12 protein-coding genes and 1 pseudogene are annotated in these 16,706 nt (G+C 47.8%); 3 read left to right on the top strand and 10 right to left on the bottom strand.

Annotation, left to right across the window (positions count from 1 at the left end; translation table 11 throughout):
- Window positions 1–5: 5 nt before the first annotated feature.
- Genes pglZ through ACIHKT_RS08875 form a run of 9 tightly spaced genes read right to left on the bottom strand, consistent with a single transcriptional unit; the run spans window position 6 to window position 14,114 of the window.
- A complete protein-coding gene (gene pglZ, locus ACIHKT_RS08915; RefSeq protein WP_404352364.1) occupies window positions 6–2,615 on the bottom strand; it encodes a BREX-1 system phosphatase PglZ type A in 2,610 nt (869 codons plus the stop codon).
- Between the two features lie 15 nt (window positions 2,616–2,630).
- Window positions 2,631–6,050 (bottom strand): BREX-1 system adenine-specific DNA-methyltransferase PglX, encoded by a 3,420-nt coding sequence (gene pglX, locus ACIHKT_RS08910; protein ID WP_404352362.1) that lies wholly within the window; start codon window positions 6,048–6,050, stop codon window positions 2,631–2,633.
- A 14-nt stretch (window positions 6,051–6,064) separates the two neighbouring features.
- Complete coding sequence (brxC, locus tag ACIHKT_RS08905; RefSeq protein WP_404352360.1) at window positions 6,065–9,586, bottom strand: BREX system P-loop protein BrxC; 3,522 nt, start codon at window positions 9,584–9,586, stop codon at window positions 6,065–6,067.
- Between the two features lie 13 nt (window positions 9,587–9,599).
- Window positions 9,600–10,160, bottom strand: coding sequence for a DUF1788 domain-containing protein (locus ACIHKT_RS08900; protein WP_086036637.1), 561 nt, complete (start codon window positions 10,158–10,160; stop codon window positions 9,600–9,602).
- Between the two features lie 8 nt (window positions 10,161–10,168).
- The gene (locus ACIHKT_RS08895) at window positions 10,169–10,798 is read right to left on the bottom strand and encodes a DUF1819 family protein (protein ID WP_086036636.1); all 630 of its coding nucleotides are present in this window, start codon (window positions 10,796–10,798) and stop codon (window positions 10,169–10,171) included.
- The gene (locus ACIHKT_RS08890) at window positions 10,752–11,045 is read right to left on the bottom strand and encodes a helix-turn-helix transcriptional regulator (protein ID WP_086036905.1); all 294 of its coding nucleotides are present in this window, start codon (window positions 11,043–11,045) and stop codon (window positions 10,752–10,754) included. The genes ACIHKT_RS08895 and ACIHKT_RS08890 overlap by 47 nt, the downstream gene beginning before the upstream one ends.
- A 16-nt stretch (window positions 11,046–11,061) precedes the next feature.
- Window positions 11,062–12,777 (bottom strand): DUF2326 domain-containing protein, encoded by a 1,716-nt coding sequence (locus tag ACIHKT_RS08885; RefSeq protein ID WP_157658994.1) that lies wholly within the window; start codon window positions 12,775–12,777, stop codon window positions 11,062–11,064.
- Window positions 12,767–12,994 (bottom strand): ABC-three component system middle component 7, encoded by a 228-nt coding sequence (locus ACIHKT_RS08880; RefSeq protein ID WP_086036634.1) that lies wholly within the window; start codon window positions 12,992–12,994, stop codon window positions 12,767–12,769. Before ACIHKT_RS08880 ends, ACIHKT_RS08885 begins: the two co-directional genes overlap by 11 nt.
- Window positions 12,978–14,114: an ABC-three component system protein gene (locus tag ACIHKT_RS08875; RefSeq protein WP_086036633.1), complete on the bottom strand. Its 1,137-nt coding sequence runs from the start codon at window positions 14,112–14,114 to the stop codon at window positions 12,978–12,980. The genes ACIHKT_RS08880 and ACIHKT_RS08875 overlap by 17 nt, the downstream gene beginning before the upstream one ends.
- A 466-nt stretch (window positions 14,115–14,580) precedes the next feature.
- Here ACIHKT_RS08875 and ACIHKT_RS08870 point away from each other — a divergent pair, with 466 nt between their 5' ends.
- Window positions 14,581–15,240, top strand: coding sequence for a hypothetical protein (locus ACIHKT_RS08870; RefSeq protein ID WP_086036632.1), 660 nt, complete (start codon window positions 14,581–14,583; stop codon window positions 15,238–15,240).
- Window positions 15,241–15,543: 303 nt separating this feature from the next.
- Here ACIHKT_RS08870 and ACIHKT_RS08865 read toward each other — a convergent pair.
- A pseudogene (locus tag ACIHKT_RS08865) lies at window positions 15,544–16,167 on the bottom strand (recombinase family protein); the annotation flags it as partial.
- A 13-nt stretch (window positions 16,168–16,180) separates the two neighbouring features.
- Between ACIHKT_RS08865 and ACIHKT_RS08860 the strand changes: the two are divergent.
- Both ACIHKT_RS08860 and ACIHKT_RS08855 read left to right on the top strand, forming a co-directional pair.
- Window positions 16,181–16,396 carry a phage head closure protein gene (locus ACIHKT_RS08860; protein ID WP_236858968.1) on the top strand — a complete coding sequence of 72 codons (216 nt, stop codon included), beginning with the start codon at window positions 16,181–16,183 and terminating at the stop codon, window positions 16,394–16,396.
- 100 nt (window positions 16,397–16,496) lie between these two features.
- On the top strand, window positions 16,497–16,706 hold the full coding sequence (locus ACIHKT_RS08855; protein ID WP_086036630.1) for a helix-turn-helix domain-containing protein: 210 nt from the start codon (window positions 16,497–16,499) through the stop codon (window positions 16,704–16,706).

The following is a 16,706-nucleotide window of genomic DNA, read 5'->3' as shown; positions in this document are numbered from 1 at the left end:
ATCCTTTAGCTGAAGAAATCGAAGTCATCCACAGCAAAGGCAATGTCTATGGAGAATTCTTCGCGCTGAGGCAGCTGCAGACCACTTTCGTCCGTAATTACCAGACAGTAGCTTTCTTTGTTACTGTATTTCATTGATTTCAGGTTGAAGCTCACGCGGAACGTCCTGTCCTGATTATTATCGCTTGTCTTGTCCGCAATAATCCGTTGCGTATCGCTAACCTGCGTGCCTTCCGCATCCACAAAATACAGCAGATATGTAGTTGCTTCCCGATTAGCTCCGACAGCTTCCTTCTGGTAGAAGTTCAGCGAGAAGATCATATTGCTGATCTTACGGCTTGCCGAGAGCAGATTCAGTGTTACAGGCTTCGTGTCGTATTTCTTTTTGTTCCGCTGGTATCCAGCGCTGTCAGTCCTCATGTAATGGTAGTCGATGACAGGCACGACCATTTCCTGCAGGCTGATCCCGCCGTGGACGAAATACATGCCGCCGCCTTTTTTCTTAATGCGTGTGTTTCCAATCGGCGCAAAAGCATCATACTGAGTGCCGTCAAGGAATTTCACCGGCAGCATATATTCAGCTTTTGCACCTTTTTTCGTGATCAGGTAACGCCGGTCTACTTCAATATCATCGGCAGAAGATGTCGTTTTATCCACCTTGGCATCCTCTGTCAGCGGCTTGTAGGTATAAATGAAGCCGTGATCAGAAGTAATAAAGATCCTCGTTCCACTGAACTCATTCACAATGATCCGCACCATGTTCTTAATTTCACTGATTGCATCATCGCACGAATTGAAGACTTCAAGTTCATCAGTATGGCTGGTTTCGTCAATCCTGTCATGGTAGATATACACAACCTCCATGCCCTTGACCAGCGCACTGCGTTCAGCGCGTTTCATTTTGATGAGATCTTTATACTTAAGCGCCACACTGGCAGGATTCGCCGCTTTCAGAATCCCGTCACGATAGGGAGCATCTGTAGGCTTTCCATCCGCCAGCACGCCGAGAACGCCATTTGGCTTTGGTTCTACGGAGAGCTCTTTGTGCGGAAGGAGTGCTGTCATGCCGAACTTCGTCACAGTTGGGAAAATGCCCTCGCAGGATGACAGCTTAACCTCTGCCTGCGTTTCCCGGCGCAGCTCTTCAGATAGTGTTGCCGCTACTTCATAGCGCATGGCATCGGAAATAATCACAAACACGCGAGTATCGGCATTCTGCACGTGGGTGCGATAGAAATCCCGCTGCTGCGGCACCTCCATAATCCTGCCGTATTCCTTCAGGTTGTCCGATGCGGCAGTTGCCCAGTTGGTGCCAAGATTATCCAGATACCAGTTTGCGTACAGTCCTTCCACATTGTCCGCCACATGCTTAAACAGGTCGTCGAGCAGCGGATTGGATGAATTCAGAGATTTCCCGAACGCCACATGGAAAAGCCTGTAGCAGGTATCCATCTTATAGTAATCAGTAGTGTATTCCTTCCAGACCTTATGCGGCTCCACGGTATGAAATCCGGCGGCATGGTCCAGATAGAACTTCTGCATGTGCGCGACCTCCAGAACTCCCTCATAAAAGTTCTGCACTCGCTCATACCAAAGCATCGTCCGGCGCTGCTCCGCGGTCTGTTCGATGACATCCACATTAATCGTATGATCGATGATGTCCGTCATCAGTTTTTTCAGAATGCACTCATCGATGCACGGAAAGATTTCTGTCTGGGTAAGCTCTTCAATCGGCAGCTGACTGAATCTTGCCGGAAGGCGTAGTTCATCTTCGGTCTGTCTTGCAATGCTATAAAGCTCCCGCGTCTCATCCGAATGCATCCACTCCGACATGAAATCGTAGCAATAGCTCTGATGCGGGATAGAAATAAACCCATCCAGACCGATCAGATTATCCATGCGCATAGTACGTGTTGCCGCCGTCATCAGGATATGGCAGGAGAGCCTGCCGAGATCAGGCGTTTCCTCACGATAACCGGTGACCTGAGCCACCATCTGCCAGAAAACAGAGTATGCTCCATATTTTACGAGAGACTGGTATATGCTGTTCTGCTCCTGATCAGTTCCGGCACGGAGCACCGTCCGAATAAGGAGATTCGGCCCGGTATCCTTCACGCCGCAAAGAACCGCAATCACTGCCTTATGCAGATGCACAGGTGCAGTGATCTTCTGATTGAGATTTGCCACCTTCGTGCGGTGAGCCTTCGTCTTGAAGAACGGACGATAATCCTTCACAGTCTTCCGCAGGTTCGCCGTATTCTCAATCCCCATCTCTTCGAGCCAGATGGAAACAAGATCCGCGCGGAATTCCTCACTGTAAAGCTGCACGGGCAGGAGCCAGTTTTTTTCATCCGGATAAGTGACCGGGCAATAGACGCAGAAATTGCTCGTCTTGTCGTCATGAGTGAGAAGCTTCTTTATTTCAAAATTATTCGTCTCATCGAGCGCGATGAGCTTTGCGTCCGCCAGTTCAATTTCTCCGTTCTGAACCTTCTCCTCGAAATCCCTATCCTCGTCATACCAAAAGATGATACGGCGACTGTAGAACTCCGGAAGTGGCTGTGCAAAGCGCCGGTTCAATTCCTGTATTACTTTTTCTGAATCAGGCAGTGCCATAGTAAGCTGCCTCCTTTACTTTATCTTCGCTAAAACATCCTTGAAAATCTCGTAGTTATGCTTTACGCCATCATCAAGGTCAATCTTGATCATCTGGTCTGCCAGATGGTGAATCTTCTCTTCGCACTTCCGGGTCTCTTCGGCCTGGTCTTTGAGCTTGGTTAACTGCTTATTTATCTTCACACGCTCCGATGTCGGTGCGCCGTTAATCTGACGCTCTAAGCCGGAGATAGCCGTACGATAACGTGCCTGCTGCTCATGGACATAATCCGTACGAATTCGGGCAATCGTATCCGGCTGGTAGCGATGCATATACACGAGGCACTTGAATCCATTCTTCTTACCGGAATCAAAGAGCCAGTAAATTGGGCGCTTCTGATAAATCTTCAGGTGATCCTTGTAGAAATCATTCAGGAAGTAATTCCGGATCACTTCACGTGAGGTCGAACCCTTTTCATCAAGAGCATCTGCGATAAACTTCAGATTCTCTTCGAGCGTATCGCTCCCGTAAACAGTTCTGACGAATTCCACGAAACGACCAACAATGTCATCCGTGAAATACTCGTCATCCGTAATCGGGATGATAGCATCCTTATCCGGGATGAACGTCTTGTACTTTGAGCTGTCCCAATTGCCTCCGGCGTAAGCAAGACCATCCATATCGAGCGAATACCTACCCATCATGCAGCCGACGGCATAGGAGACAAACGAGCGGATGTCGCGACCGAGATCAGCCTTGCGGACAGTTACGTCTTTGTCATCTTCTTCCGGCGTCAGTTCATCCTGCAAGCCGTAGATGTCGATGAAGATGCGATTAAGTTCTTCCTCGTTAGCCTTGAGCTGATTGAAACGTTCATCGCATTCGGTCTGCCATTGACTGAATGCCTCTTTTATGGTGCGTGTATTTCGAATCAACGGATGCTTTTGGAAATCCCAAGATGTTTCAAATGAATCCCAATCATGACGAGAAATATTTACATTTTCTTTAGTTACAGTTTCTATTTGGCTCCTTTTGTCCTGCTCAATTTTCACAGGCAATCTAGCAATATCTCCTACATTGAAATTTATCGTTGGAGAAAGCACTTTTAGGATTTCAGCACAAACCTTCCCATTCATAAATGCAAGAAGATAGTATTTGAATTCTCGTTCAAAAATGCAAAATCCTGCGCTTGAAAAAAGAAATCCGTAATCGAACAGCCTTACGCTAATTTTTGCGCTAGAAATTGCTGTCCATGTAATACCAGCTTGATAATAAAAGTCCTTATTACGAATTGCTGCTCGGCCAAAACCTTTTATTTCAAGACCATCATTTTCCCAATTAACAACATCGCCATTATCACCATACCATCTTCTATAATCACCACCATTATTATATGGATACCATTTTTTCTCCTTATCCACACGTTCCAATTCAAAAGCGGGTTTAGCAAATTTACAGAAATTGACTTCATGCCAAATTCTTACAAACCTATTATTATCTGAAGTTGACATTCCGAATCGTGGTGGTTCTATGTCTTGAATTAAACGGTTTTCAAAATCTCTATAAAGTGAATTGCTCACCCAATAAGAAATGGGTGTGCCTGGTATTTTTGCAAAGCTAGACTGATCAGATTCATAGAAAAATCCACATTCTGGATTATTCAGTGCCTCTTTAACTTTCTGCCTCTGAACTTCCATGCCACCTGTGAAATCAGAAAGCCGGAAATATTCGCCTTTGTTATCGGCTTTTCCGTTTTTAAGCACAAAAGAACAAATCGGTACCGTTGCTTCTTCAAAAGCAGAGTACTCAAATTGAATCAATGTCGCGATTGCTTTATTCCTCAGTACAAAATTCCGCAACGGTTCATAAGTCTTGATAAACATCCAGACCATAGGCGTCATGAAACCGGAATATCCGTTTTTCTTACAGAATCCAAAATTCCGGTAAATAAACACGCTGAACAGATCACCCTTATAGTCGGCATAGTTATCCGCGATGTACTTCTTCAGCTTCGCGTCAAACTTATTCAGATATGGCGGATTCGTGGCAACAACGGCATATGTATCAGCTAGGATCTTTGCTTCACGAACCAGTGGAAGAAGGTCATCCATGGCCATATTCCTATATAGATTGACATCGTTTTTGATCTCATCAAACCGGGCAAAAAGAGCATCAAAATCCACCGGAGCTATCTGTATGATAGAACCGTATTCCTTCGCGTCTCTTGTGTCGTTGATGATCGACTGAATATCGTGCCTCAGCTTGGCGTTGCCATTTGCAAAGTAATCCACCGTAAACTGATCCACATGATTGCTTTCCTTAATTTCATAAAAATGTGGCTGAATTTTACGGCTCAGAAACCGCTTATCATACTGCATGGCCTTCATCATGATAGCAAAGTTGGCGAGCTGCGCCGCACGTTCGTCAATATCAAGTCCGAACAGATTATTCTGCACGATAGAAGCCGCTGCTTCCCGTTCCGTATATCCATATTCTGTGTAGATCTTTTCCAGTACTTCAAAGGCATAAACCCCGAAGTGGGCGGAACCCATACAAGGATCAAATACAGTCAGCTGCTCCGGAGTGATCTTCTCGTTTACCTGCGGAATAGTGCCATCTTTCGGCGTAACGAAATATTCCAGTTCATTTTTCAGATTGCTTTCCGGATTTCTTTCAATCCAGTATCTGCCGACAGAATTGTCGATGATATACCGAACGACCCAGTCTGTCGTAAAGAGCTGCGTCGCAGCCGGAACCTCATTTTTTGCAACAACTTTCCCATGAAGAGGATCAACGACCTTATCATGTTTTTCAGAAATATAATACTGATACAGCCATCCAATAATCTCGATCTGTCCGCCTTCAGAGACGTTCCAGTCTTTCTCCGGAATATCAGTAATCATTCGTTCCACAACGCTTCCTTCCCGGAGCAGATTGTCCGGGAAGAGCAACTCGGTGTAGTCTGCGATCTTCTGGAACATTCCCGGCAGCACACTGGAGAGTGCATTGCACTGCGTGATGATGAGATACTTGAACAGCGCGTCATCGTCATTGGCATCCTTCAGCGCATAGACCTTCTCCATATCGAGACCGTCCAGCTCCAGATGGATCGCATCAGAAAGAATTTCCGGCTTGAAAGCCCCATTTTCATCCGTAAAAACACGGACGCGGGAAGGAAGATAGTTATTGACCTCCATAAAACGCAGGGCAGAGAAGCGGTTGAACCAGGTGTAGGCAACCTCCTCCATCACCTGATCCTGTCCTTTTTCTTTTACCTGCGCGATCAGAGCCGCACGCTGCTTCTTCTCATCCGCTGTCAGAAGAACTCCATGTGCAGAGTCCGCAGTCGGATCAGCATCCGCGCTGATCTCATATTGATCCGCTTTCTGTGAAACGCGCTCGATGAGTTCATTTCGTGCCCAGACTGCGTATTTCTTTATTGCATTCTTATCCATGAAAGATTCCTCTCTTAGTTCAGTTTGATTCCGTCGCAGTCCTTCAGAAGCGCAGACAGATAGGAGCGCATTCTCTCCACATAGGCATCCACATCATCCTGGCTTTCCAGCGTCGCCTGCTTGAATATTGCCTGACGGTAGTAATTCTTGATGTGCTTCTTCGGATGCTTATCCTTATCGTCGTCTGGCTCCACCGGCTTCGGCGGCTTCTTGGCTGCCTCGATAGCAGCAACCGTATCATCTTTATAATTCCACATCTGCGTGGTCATGCCGTCGAGCAGGACAATGGTTCTTGTTGTGGCGATCTGGTTCTTCATCTGCGTGAAGTAATTGTCAGCCTTCTCAATGGCATTTTTGAATTCGCCGCCTTCGCCTCCGGCCTGATGAATCTCCGCAAGGCACTGACGCACGATTTCAAGAAGCTCGGTGCGCTTGTCTTCGAGCAGCTTGTTATGTCCGGCGCGAACCTTGTCCATCAGAGCGTTAAGCTCCGGGATCTTCTTATAAACAGCCGGATTACTGCCGTTCACCATCGTAATCTTCCGGATCTGGTTCAGCGCTTCATTGGTTTCCTCATCCTTCTGAATATACGGCAGGTCGTTCCGGAGATCGGCTTCCATCTTCACTGCAGAATCAAACACCGTAACCTGGTTCTTAAAGAACGCTTCGACCGGCTGCATGTCGTCCTTGCTGTCAAACAGCTTCGTTTCGTCTGCTACCAGACGGTCAATCAGCGCGATGTCGTCCTTCTCCTGCGAGAGCACGTCGTCCATCAGCTTGATGGCTGCTGTTACCTTGTCGTGATCCGGGTATTTGTGGCCCGCATACCGGCTGTTCAGTTCCTCGTAATGCTGCTTCTGATCTTTGAACTTGTCCAGAATCAGCTTAACGAGAGCATCCTGATCATCTGGCACGTCCATGATGTCGAAGTACTCCCGCATGATCTCTTTTGCGGCTTTCATTTTCTGCGCGGAGGCAGACTGCTTCATGGAAATCATGGCCTTGCCGCGCTCTGTCTTTTTGCGGAGCATATCCGGAAGCTTCGGATTGTCCGGGCGAATCTGTGCGCCGCCGTATTTAATCGTAACCTTCTGCTGATAAATCAGAAGTGCCACAACCGCGGCGATGTCGATTTCCTTCCAGCCGTACGGAATCTTCTGATAGCGCGTCTGGAGGTCGTCCATCGAGGTCGGAAGCTTCTTCATGGACTGCATTTCGAGGTACTCCTCGACCTTGGCAGCAGCATCACGGTTGTTCTCCATACCGGCCATTTCCGGATTGGTTCCGCGCAGAATCTCGATGATATCTGCATCCGTTTCCGCATTCTTTGTAATCAGGTCGAGCTCGCTGTAGACGTGCGCCACAAGATATTCGAGAGCTTGATCAATCTTGGAAACCGGCGTTCCGCTCTTGATTTCGATATGCTCGCCGTCTACATAGAACTCCGCACCGGCGATGGCTTTCTCAAGTTCTTCCTTGGCGGAGGTTTCATACTTTCCGGCCTCGTCCTGCTGGTCGCGAATGATGTCCTGCACGGATTTCGCCAGCTGATTCACATTGCGCTGCTTCACATACTTGCGAATCTTCATGGCGTTTTCCAGAGACTCGTAGTATGGCGTATCTGCGAGCACGACAATGGCGGCTCCCTTGGATTCCGTCATCAGACGCAGTTCCTGCTTGTCCGTCACGTCCGCAGCTACTGTTAGGAAGCGGAGCGTCATGCCACCAGTCACCGCACCGATGGAAGTGGAATCCACCATCTCATCAAACGGGAAGTCGTATTTCCCATACCGGTATTTCTTCTGTGTATAGATATCGCCGAAGATCATCTGCCCGATACGCTCAACGATCTTGGCGGTATCTACAGATGTATTCGCGATGTCTCGCGCAATATCCTGCTCCTCATCGGTGAGGAAGATATAGGCATCGCCGCGGCGGTCAATATAGTTCTGGCTCTTCAGGCGGTCGAGCGACTTCTGCACCGTCTGCCGGAGCTCGATCTTATCCGTCCGGATATCATCCGACATCAGAATGACGATGTTATCAAGGTTTGCCTTTACATCATCGATGTAGCGAATGAGGTAGAGGAGCTTTAATACCTTGACGTCATAGTCTTCAATGCCGTCATGATTATCCGCGGCCTTCTGGCAGCGCTCGATCACGCGGCGGATAGAGCCGTCGAGGAAGGAATGCACGCTGTCATAGAAAGGATAAAGCGGAGCGATGGCATGCTCGTTCTTGTCTTCGATGGATTTCGCCACGATCTGGAAGCCGTCCAGCATCGAGCGCTCTGCCCCGGAGTAGTGTTTTCCGGCTGCGCCGTGCTTGCGGATTTCCGAGAAAATCTTCTGAATCAGAATGAACTGATACGGCACAAACGGATAGTTCACAACGAATTCTTCCGGACCGCTGTACCCTTTAATATCGAGCACAGAATCAGTGAAGCTGAACAGGTTCTTCAGCACGTAGTCGTTGCGCTCATACAGGTCTGTCAAGACAGTCCTTGCTTCCGGCTTCTTGGTGAGGAGTCTTTTCTGGATGACTTCATCTACAGCAGAGGAGGACAGGGAAAGCCTTGTCTTGAATCTTGCCTGAATGCGGGAAAACTCATCCATGCGGACTTTGATGATCTCGTCGATGGCTTCCTGACCAGTGCAGACAATCCAGACCTTGCCGCCGCACTCGCTTCCAACCTTCTCCACGAGAGACTGAAGATTCAGGAGCGGGTTTGTATCCGTGCCGACATACTGGCCGACCTCATCAACCATAAAGAGAAGCCTGAAGTTCTTCGGCTTGCTGTTCACATAGTCCTTTATCTCTGATACAAGCTGAGCGATGCTGATCTCAGCTGTTTCCGTTCCATTGAACCAGTTGCGGGCAGCTGTCTCGCTCATACCGAGCACTTCCTCGAGCGTCTCTACAACATCGTCCTCGAAGAAGCCAAAGGACTCACGTGTCTCCACCCACGGAGCGCCGTTCTTTTCTTCAAACACACGGCGGAACTCCTCGGTCTTGCCCTGTTTCGCGACGAACTGCTCCAGCTTTGCCACCTTCAAATCTTCGCCAAGGAAGCCGAGATGGTTATAGAACATCTTCGCAAAAACCTTCAGCACGGCGGTATTGTCCTTATTGCTGAAGCCCTCAATGTCGATATTGAAAAGGATCGTCTCCGTCGGAGCCTTCGCAGCCTTGTCAATCAGCATGAAAGTCGCAGGATCATCCGCAAACTTCTTGCGGAACCGCTCAACCGTCGGAATGCCGTTGATGGTTCTGTTCTCAAGAATATAGGAGAGCATCTTCAGGAAGTGAGATTTACCACTTCCAAAGAAGCCGGAAATCCAGACACCGATATCCGCTGTTGGAGCATCGAATGCGTCGTCATAATAGTTGAAAAACGTAATGAAATGCCGTTTCAGCTCTCTCGTAATGACGTACTCGTTGAGCTCCTGCTCGGTCGTCGTATCTTCCTGGTCTACCTTGATGACACCGTTTATTTTTCGATTGATGTCATCGACAAACATGTCCTGAATTCTCATCTGGCGGTTCCTCCTATATCACATTGAACGCCCTGTAGTAAGGGTTCGGTTTAAGTCTGTCAAAAAGCTTCACGTGCCTTCCGTCGAAGGTGCCCGGATACATCACGAGGATCGGAACACCGCCCACTCTCGGCTGCAGGGCTTCCAGCAGCATATGAATGCGCATAAACGGGAACACATCCCCGACGCCGGTCAGGAGCAGCACGTCTCCCTTTTCCGGAGGCTCTGCACAGATCTTATCTACATATGCCTGTACGCCCACGGATTTCTCGATCATCTTCTCAAGCTGGTCTTTTCCGCGCTTTTTCTCCTGATCGGCCATACGGGATAGGATGCGCTTATCTTCACAGCACTGAAGAAAGATTTCATATAAATTATTCTCTTTCAGATGACACGGCAGTGCCTGGTCTGTCAGGATCTGCAGCACAAAGTGGCGGACACGCATCTCATCTTTTGCTTCATAGCAGAACATCCGGATATTTACTTCATTGCTGAGGCCGTTTCCTTCCAAGAAATCCGGGTCTTTCAGGAGCTCTCGTACCTTGTCCAGCCTCTCGTCTATATTTCCTTTCATGGTTCCTCCTACGACAGGCAGTTGAAGGCAGGCAGCGCCTCCGTCATTCCGTCGTTCCTGATTGCGTTTTCAAGTACCGGACTGATCAGCACCAGGTTCAAGTGGTCAGCTCTTGTGCTGTCCAGATAGTCGTTCTCCACGAGCGTTTTCGTCAGCACCTGACGCACTTTTGTAATGGTGGAATCGCTCCACGTTGCCACCCAGTCATCCTGCTCCTGCAGACGCATGAAAAATGTATTCAGATCCACTCTGCCAAAGGAGCTGTCGAGCTTCTGGTATTTCTCGCCGATGACCGTCAGCATGAAGTCCCATACCAGACGGTACTGCCGCATCATGGCATAGAGGCAGATCTGCTTTGCCACATCGCTCGGCTGTGTCGCGATGGCCGAAACAAGCGTATCGTCTTCCATTGCATCCAGTCTCCGGAGGCAGGCAAGTGCCATCTTCCGGACGGATTTCTCCGTCGGGTACTGAAACAGATTCTCTGACACAATATGTTCAACCACAGCATCCTTATCAAGCCCATCGTTTACAAGCTTTGCTGTGGTACGCATTTCATAAAATAAAAACTGTTCTCTTGTTATCGCTGCATTATAAGGACTGGCTTCTTTGAGTGCCTTGTTTGTACTTTGCGGCATTCTTCTTTTCCTCCGGTTTATTCCTGGTTCCCTTCTTGTCGTCATCATCAGGAACCGTCTCTACAATCTCATTGATATTGCAGTTTAATGCTTCGCAGATCTTCAGAAGCACATCGGTCGTCAGGTTTTCGCCTTTGCCCAGCTTCGCAAGGGAAGCTGTGCTGATTCCGCTTAATTCACGCAGATCCTTTTTTGTCATTTCCCGTTCTGCAAGTATTACCCATAAGGGTCTGTAGCTAATATGCATACGCTTCTCCATCAGTTTATTTTTCGTCATCTTCTGACGACTCTTCGCCGGATTCGTTTTCCGCTTTCTTAGCCCACGACCATCCGAACAGTTCTCCTCCGTTATCATGAAGCTCAATTACGCGGGTATCGTAGACAGTCTTCGCTGTATAATCTGTAAATGCCTTGTGCTTATCAAACGATATGAAGACCTGCTTCCCGCTGTTCATATAGAGCTGCATGATCTTATCAATCGGCAGGTCCGCAATGTTCTTGAAGATCAGCGAGTCATGGACGATAAACGGAAGCTCAGTGGTCTTGAATACGCTCAGGTCAAAAATAATGAGGTTCTTGTAATTTTCTCCCGTGCCAGAGTTCCAGTCGCATCCGAATGTATATTTCGGGTTTCCGTTCTTGGCATCAGAGAATTTAATCTCCGGAGCATATTGTTTTCCATCGTATATAAAGTCATTCAGCCTGACCATTTCCTGATTGATCATAGCCTGGACACTATCGAGCTGATTTTTCCGGACATCCTCCATACGAGTCTTGGCATCCTTTGTTTCCGCTGCCAGCTTTTGTGATTCATCATATCCTTCATTCTGCGTCTTTAGGAAGTTAATTCGACTGCGCAGGCGGACAGTCTCATCCAGAAACTTCTTTGATACATGCGTCGGAACACCGAGCTGACGCTGCTCGTCTTCGAGGCGCTGCATTTCCTTTGTGGATTCCGCAATCAGCGCCTCCAGTCGCTGAACTTCTTCTGACATCTCATCCGTCAGGATAGTCTGCATCTTCTTATGGAAGTGCTCAATCGTCTCAAGTTTGGCTATGTTGGCTTTCGGAAAGAACTCCTGCAGATCCTGAATATCATCTGACGTTGGCGTCAGGCCTTCCTCAAGGTTTGCCTTGACGGCATTCAGCTGCGACACAAGCCTTGTCCTTCGCCGTTTCAGCACCGTAATCTGTCCTTTGATTTCAGCGGCCTTGTCAAGCTGAGTGGTATCCTTCTCCGCGAGGGATCTGTCTTCCTTATTGAGAAGTTCCTCAAGCTGCTTCTCGAGTTCTTCAACTTCCTTGGTGTTGGCCTTGACCTGTTTCTTTGTCCTTGCGATGGTTACGATTTCTCCCAAGTTGGCGGCATTCGTTCGGACGGTTTTGCGCTTGTTCTTTGCCTTGTAGAAATCTTCATATTCCTTCACAAGGTCATAAACGCCGTAGATTTGCTCCAGCGCCTTAATCGCATCAGCATCAGGTTCTCCTCCATACTGCAGCGGAAACTCCTCGCTGTAATTATGTCTGCCGTAGATTCTTGCAAATCGTCCTACCAGACTACGCCAGCTGCACTGTGCCGTCTGAATCTGATAGGAAGTGAAGAGATGCTTCTGGAAATCGTCCAGCGAAATCGCATCACCTATTTCGTTATAATTCTCATCACATTTACTGACGTGCGTAGGGTCCAGAGTATTTCTGGAATAATACTCGATACGGTCTCCAAACTTAAAAGCGAATTTAATGACGTGGTTGCCAACGAAGCGGACCACGTTATTTTTCGTTTTCTCGCTGTCCAGATAATCGTTGCCGCCAAAGCAGAAGTCAACAGTCAGCAGGAAGGTAGACTTCCCGATGGAGTTTTCACCCTGCCTGTCTCCAAGGACAGTATTCAGTCCCGGGCGGAATCTGATTCTTCCTCTCGGGACACGCTGTCCATTTATTGTCTCAGCGAACTGGTCGCATTCTATCTCATACAACATAGCGCAGTACTTCCTCATTTTCGTCGTACTCAATCTTTCTAAGTGCATACAGGCAGTCGAGCACATCTATAAATTCATTAACGCCGTCCATTTTCTTTATCACGCGACGATACAGTTCATGCACGCCCAGCGGCTGCGTACGAAGTTCACGGAGAACAACAGGAAATTTGGAAAGCGTGCTTTCGTTATATGAATAAAGCTTATTCGGCAATAACATCAAATGCCTCACATTTCTGCGTGAAATATGCGATGACGATTTCGCAGTCACGCCATTTTTCATTCGTCGCGTCGTACAGCCACTTCGTCATTTCATAGAAAATCTTATCCTGGCTGTATCCCTTATCGCGAAAACTCACGTACATGTACCGGACCTGCTGGCAGAAAGGATTGAATCGCAGCTTTCCTTCACGGCCCATTTCCTGAAACACCTCATGCGCATCATTGAAGTAAACGTTCACGTCTGTCTTGATGCGGAGATACAGCGCGAAATCGCTGATTTTTTGTCTGACTGGAACCGGGTCGTAATTCAGATCAATATCTGTTGGCGGCTTGATGAATGGGATCTTTTCTATCACCCGCCTGACACCTTCCTGCACATGCTGGTCCGCTCGGATCTCCTGATCGTCGTGCTCATTAACAAGAGCTTCTTTTATCTTTGTCATCCGGGCAATATCGTCGGGCGTTTTAAGGGCTGCATACTTGGCCGCACATTCCGGGCAAAGCGCTATCAGATTGGATGCATTGGCTGAACTGCCATCCGGATTAATGACTGCAACGTTATAGATGAGTTCCGTATGTCCGTCTCTGTATCCAAACAGAGATTTCTGGCATCCGTCATTTGGGCATACGCTTCCGGTTTCGGCGACAAGGCCTATGCCGTATTTTTCTTTCAGTGTCGCCATCTGAACGGCAGGGACGCCTCCGCTTGTAGCCGCAAGGGAAGTATCTTTTGTTTTTGGAGCTGCCGCACGGTCAATGATGTCTTTAAACCGCGTAGCTATGCAAGAGCAGTAATTGCTCTCATCAATATCCGGGAACCATGGTCTAAACGAATCGCAGAGATACTCTATCGTGTCATCTGAATCCGTCTGTATATATCCTACAAAATTTGCTGGATCCAAAGACTTGGAAATCTTGGATGCGAGCTCCGTTATGTCATTTTGACCGTAGTAGTAGGCCTTGTATGTTCGAGGCAGGGTTTCGTCAACGGGATCATCTTCGGATTCCGGCAAGTAAATCTTCTCAAATAACTCTTGGGCAAAAACCTCGACTTTTCTGTTCCGTCGGTACTTTGTCGCGAGCAGTTTCGCAAAGATTTTGAATTCAGTGTCTGCCAACAGAGATACCTCCTTCCGCGCGTACATGTACGGTCATGTACAGCCGTGTACTCTCGGGAGCGGTGAAAAATGCCGTTTCCCGTATACTCAAGATACAGGAAGGAGAGAAACCGTCCGACATGAAACCAATGATATTTAATTTTACCACAGTTTAGCACGATGGTCAATCTTAGATTTGTCATCGCAAATTATTTTACAGTGATGAAATAGTTTATTCATTTCCTGTAAACGTCCCGGACATGACGTTAAAAGGTTCTCCAGAATCTGACTCACCTTCTTCGTGGCCACGAGGTGTGTTCGTAGTCAGGTGATGGATAGACAAGTGAATAGAGTGCCAGCTTACGAACGGCTGGTCACCGAAATGAGGCGGAGCAATCCGCAAGAGGTGACCAACGATGTCTAACAATACTGGCAGCCATATGAGCGGTCTCCGCCTCGGTTTGAAAGCCGAAAGGAGAAAGCTTATATGGCAATCAAAGGCAATCAGAAGAACTGGAAATCTTATAACGATGCACCGCTGCAGGCAGACGAGGTTCTCGTCCCGCAGCTGGTGAACAAGGAGTACGCAGCAGGTCTCGGAGCCAACATGACGAATCTGAGAACATGGGAAAAGAGTGGAATCCGCTATCTGGTGATGTTTGTTCCGGTACCGAAAAATCAGGAGAAACAGGCATGGTCTATCTTCAACGCCGAAGTAAACGAATTGCTTGATGAAAAGCTCGGTTCCAATCGCCACAGCCGCTGCCTTGTACCACAGCCTGACGGCAGCAAGAAACCCTGCCCTAAAAAGAAGGGCGATAATCACGAATGCTGTGCGAATTGCCCGTTCCGTAACATTTACGAGAAGGAAGATCGCAGCATGGTGTATTGGAGTCAGCTTGAGAAAATGGAATATGCGGCAGGCACCGAGTCCCATGCCGATGACGATTATAAGGTCGAAATGCTTCTGGAAGACCTGATCAACGAACTTGAAAAAAAGAATCCGAAGCTCGCACGTATCGTCACCCTCGGTTACGCCGGGTATAGTAAGGCGGAAATCTTCGAGATGATCGGTGTCCAGAAAACGCAGGGATATGACCTGTTCAAAGAAGCCGAACGTTTGACGAAGGAGTTTCTGTTCGGTTAATCCTTAATACGAGATAATCTGTGCTGAAAAAGCCGGGTTCCTGATGCTGAATAATTAGCTGACGGTATCCGGCTTTTTCAGTTGCATATCATTACACGATAAACCCACAATCACACGATAAAAGGCTATCGTATGATTGTGGGTGCATTTTGCTTTTTTGGCTCTCCGGGCATAAAAAGAGCGGCTGTTCAGAAGCACATCTACTGAACGCCGCCACCTGTCAAAAACGCTGAAAGCGCTGTATTTCTCAGACTTTTTCACATATCCGCTATCGTTACATTGTATCAAAATCGAGAGGCTTAGGTTGCGGAGAATTTTGTTGATGGTACTGGTGTGCCATTTCGTATTTCCGGCTCCGGTGAGGATGCCATCTGCCTCAAGCCCGATAGCAATCTTGCCCATGCTGGAGCCTTCGAGGTATTCGCGGTAAATTCTCTTTACAATCTCTGCTTGTTCCGGGTCAATGATGAGATGGCCGTTCTCGTCTTTGGTATAACCGAGAAATCGGTTGTGATTGACCTGCACTTTTCCCTGCTGGTAGCGGTACTGCAGGCCGAGCTTTACGTTTTGCGAAAGGCTCTGACTTTCCTGCTGGGCAAGGCTGGCCATGATTGTCAGCAAGACTTCACCTTTTGCATCCAATGTATTGATGGATTCCTTTTCAAAGTAGACCGGGATGTTCTTGTCCTTGAGCTGCCGGATGTATTTCAGGCAGTCCAGCGTGTTTCGGGCAAACCGGCTGATGGATTTTGTGATAATCATATCGATGTTTCCAGCCATGCAGTCGTCAATCATCCGGTTGAATTCATTCCGCTTCTTGGTGTTCGTGCCGGAGATGCCGTCGTCGGCGTAGATGCCTGCGAACTCCCATTCCGGATTCTTCTGAATGTATTCCGTGTAGTGTTTGACCTGTGCGTCGCAGCTTGTCCCCGTTGCTACCGTGTGGGCCTATTTCCGGCAGCTATCCGGTGATGAAGTCTTTGCTGCTGCCCGCGTCAACGTGACGGAAAACGTACTGTTTCAAATCGGCTACCGGGATGATATAACAACGGCGCACGTTATAAGATACAAGGGCATTTTGTACAATATAACGCGCGTCGATGTGTTTGAAGGCTATAAGGGTGATATAACGCTGTATTGCAAGCGGGAAAAATGACCGCCCGGTTATCATGAAACCGTGATAAATTATTTAATTCGCTGCTTGATTATGCTATACTGTTCAATGGATTTCTTTTATCAATCAAAGGGGCAAGCGCATGAAATACAATTATAACCGTTTGTGGAAAATGCTAATTGATAAAGGCATGACAAAAACAGAAATGAGCAAGCAAGCAGGAATCAGCACGAATGTTCTTGCCAAAATGGGCCGATGTGAACCGGTGTCAATGGAAAGCCTTGCGAAAGTATGCACCGCGTTAAACTGCGGGCTTGATGATATTGTAGAAATACAAAATGAGAAAGGATGA

This window comes from Caproicibacterium sp. XB2 (assembly GCF_044880635.1).
Classification (GTDB): domain Bacteria; phylum Bacillota; class Clostridia; order Oscillospirales; family Acutalibacteraceae; genus Caproicibacterium; species Caproicibacterium lactatifermentans.
Note: the sequence above shows the minus strand (reverse complement) of the source record. Positions and strands in the feature narration are given on the sequence as shown.

What these genes read in the sequence shown, in the direction of transcription:
- pglZ (WP_404352364.1), bottom strand. Translation starts at nt 2,615, where the DNA reads ATGGCACTGCCTGATTCAGAAAAAGTAATACAGGAATTGAACCGGCGC.
- pglX (WP_404352362.1), bottom strand. Translation starts at nt 6,050, where the DNA reads ATGGATAAGAATGCAATAAAGAAATACGCAGTCTGGGCACGAAATGAA.
- brxC (WP_404352360.1), bottom strand. Translation starts at nt 9,586, where the DNA reads ATGAGAATTCAGGACATGTTTGTCGATGACATCAATCGAAAAATAAAC.
- ACIHKT_RS08900 (WP_086036637.1), bottom strand. Translation starts at nt 10,160, where the DNA reads ATGAAAGGAAATATAGACGAGAGGCTGGACAAGGTACGAGAGCTCCTG.
- ACIHKT_RS08895 (WP_086036636.1), bottom strand. Translation starts at nt 10,798, where the DNA reads ATGCCGCAAAGTACAAACAAGGCACTCAAAGAAGCCAGTCCTTATAAT.
- ACIHKT_RS08890 (WP_086036905.1), bottom strand. Translation starts at nt 11,045, where the DNA reads ATGCATATTAGCTACAGACCCTTATGGGTAATACTTGCAGAACGGGAA.
- ACIHKT_RS08885 (WP_157658994.1), bottom strand. Translation starts at nt 12,777, where the DNA reads ATGTTGTATGAGATAGAATGCGACCAGTTCGCTGAGACAATAAATGGA.
- ACIHKT_RS08880 (WP_086036634.1), bottom strand. Translation starts at nt 12,994, where the DNA reads ATGTTATTGCCGAATAAGCTTTATTCATATAACGAAAGCACGCTTTCC.
- ACIHKT_RS08870 (WP_086036632.1), top strand. Translation starts at nt 14,581, where the DNA reads ATGGCAATCAAAGGCAATCAGAAGAACTGGAAATCTTATAACGATGCA.
- ACIHKT_RS08855 (WP_086036630.1), top strand. Translation starts at nt 16,497, where the DNA reads ATGAAATACAATTATAACCGTTTGTGGAAAATGCTAATTGATAAAGGC.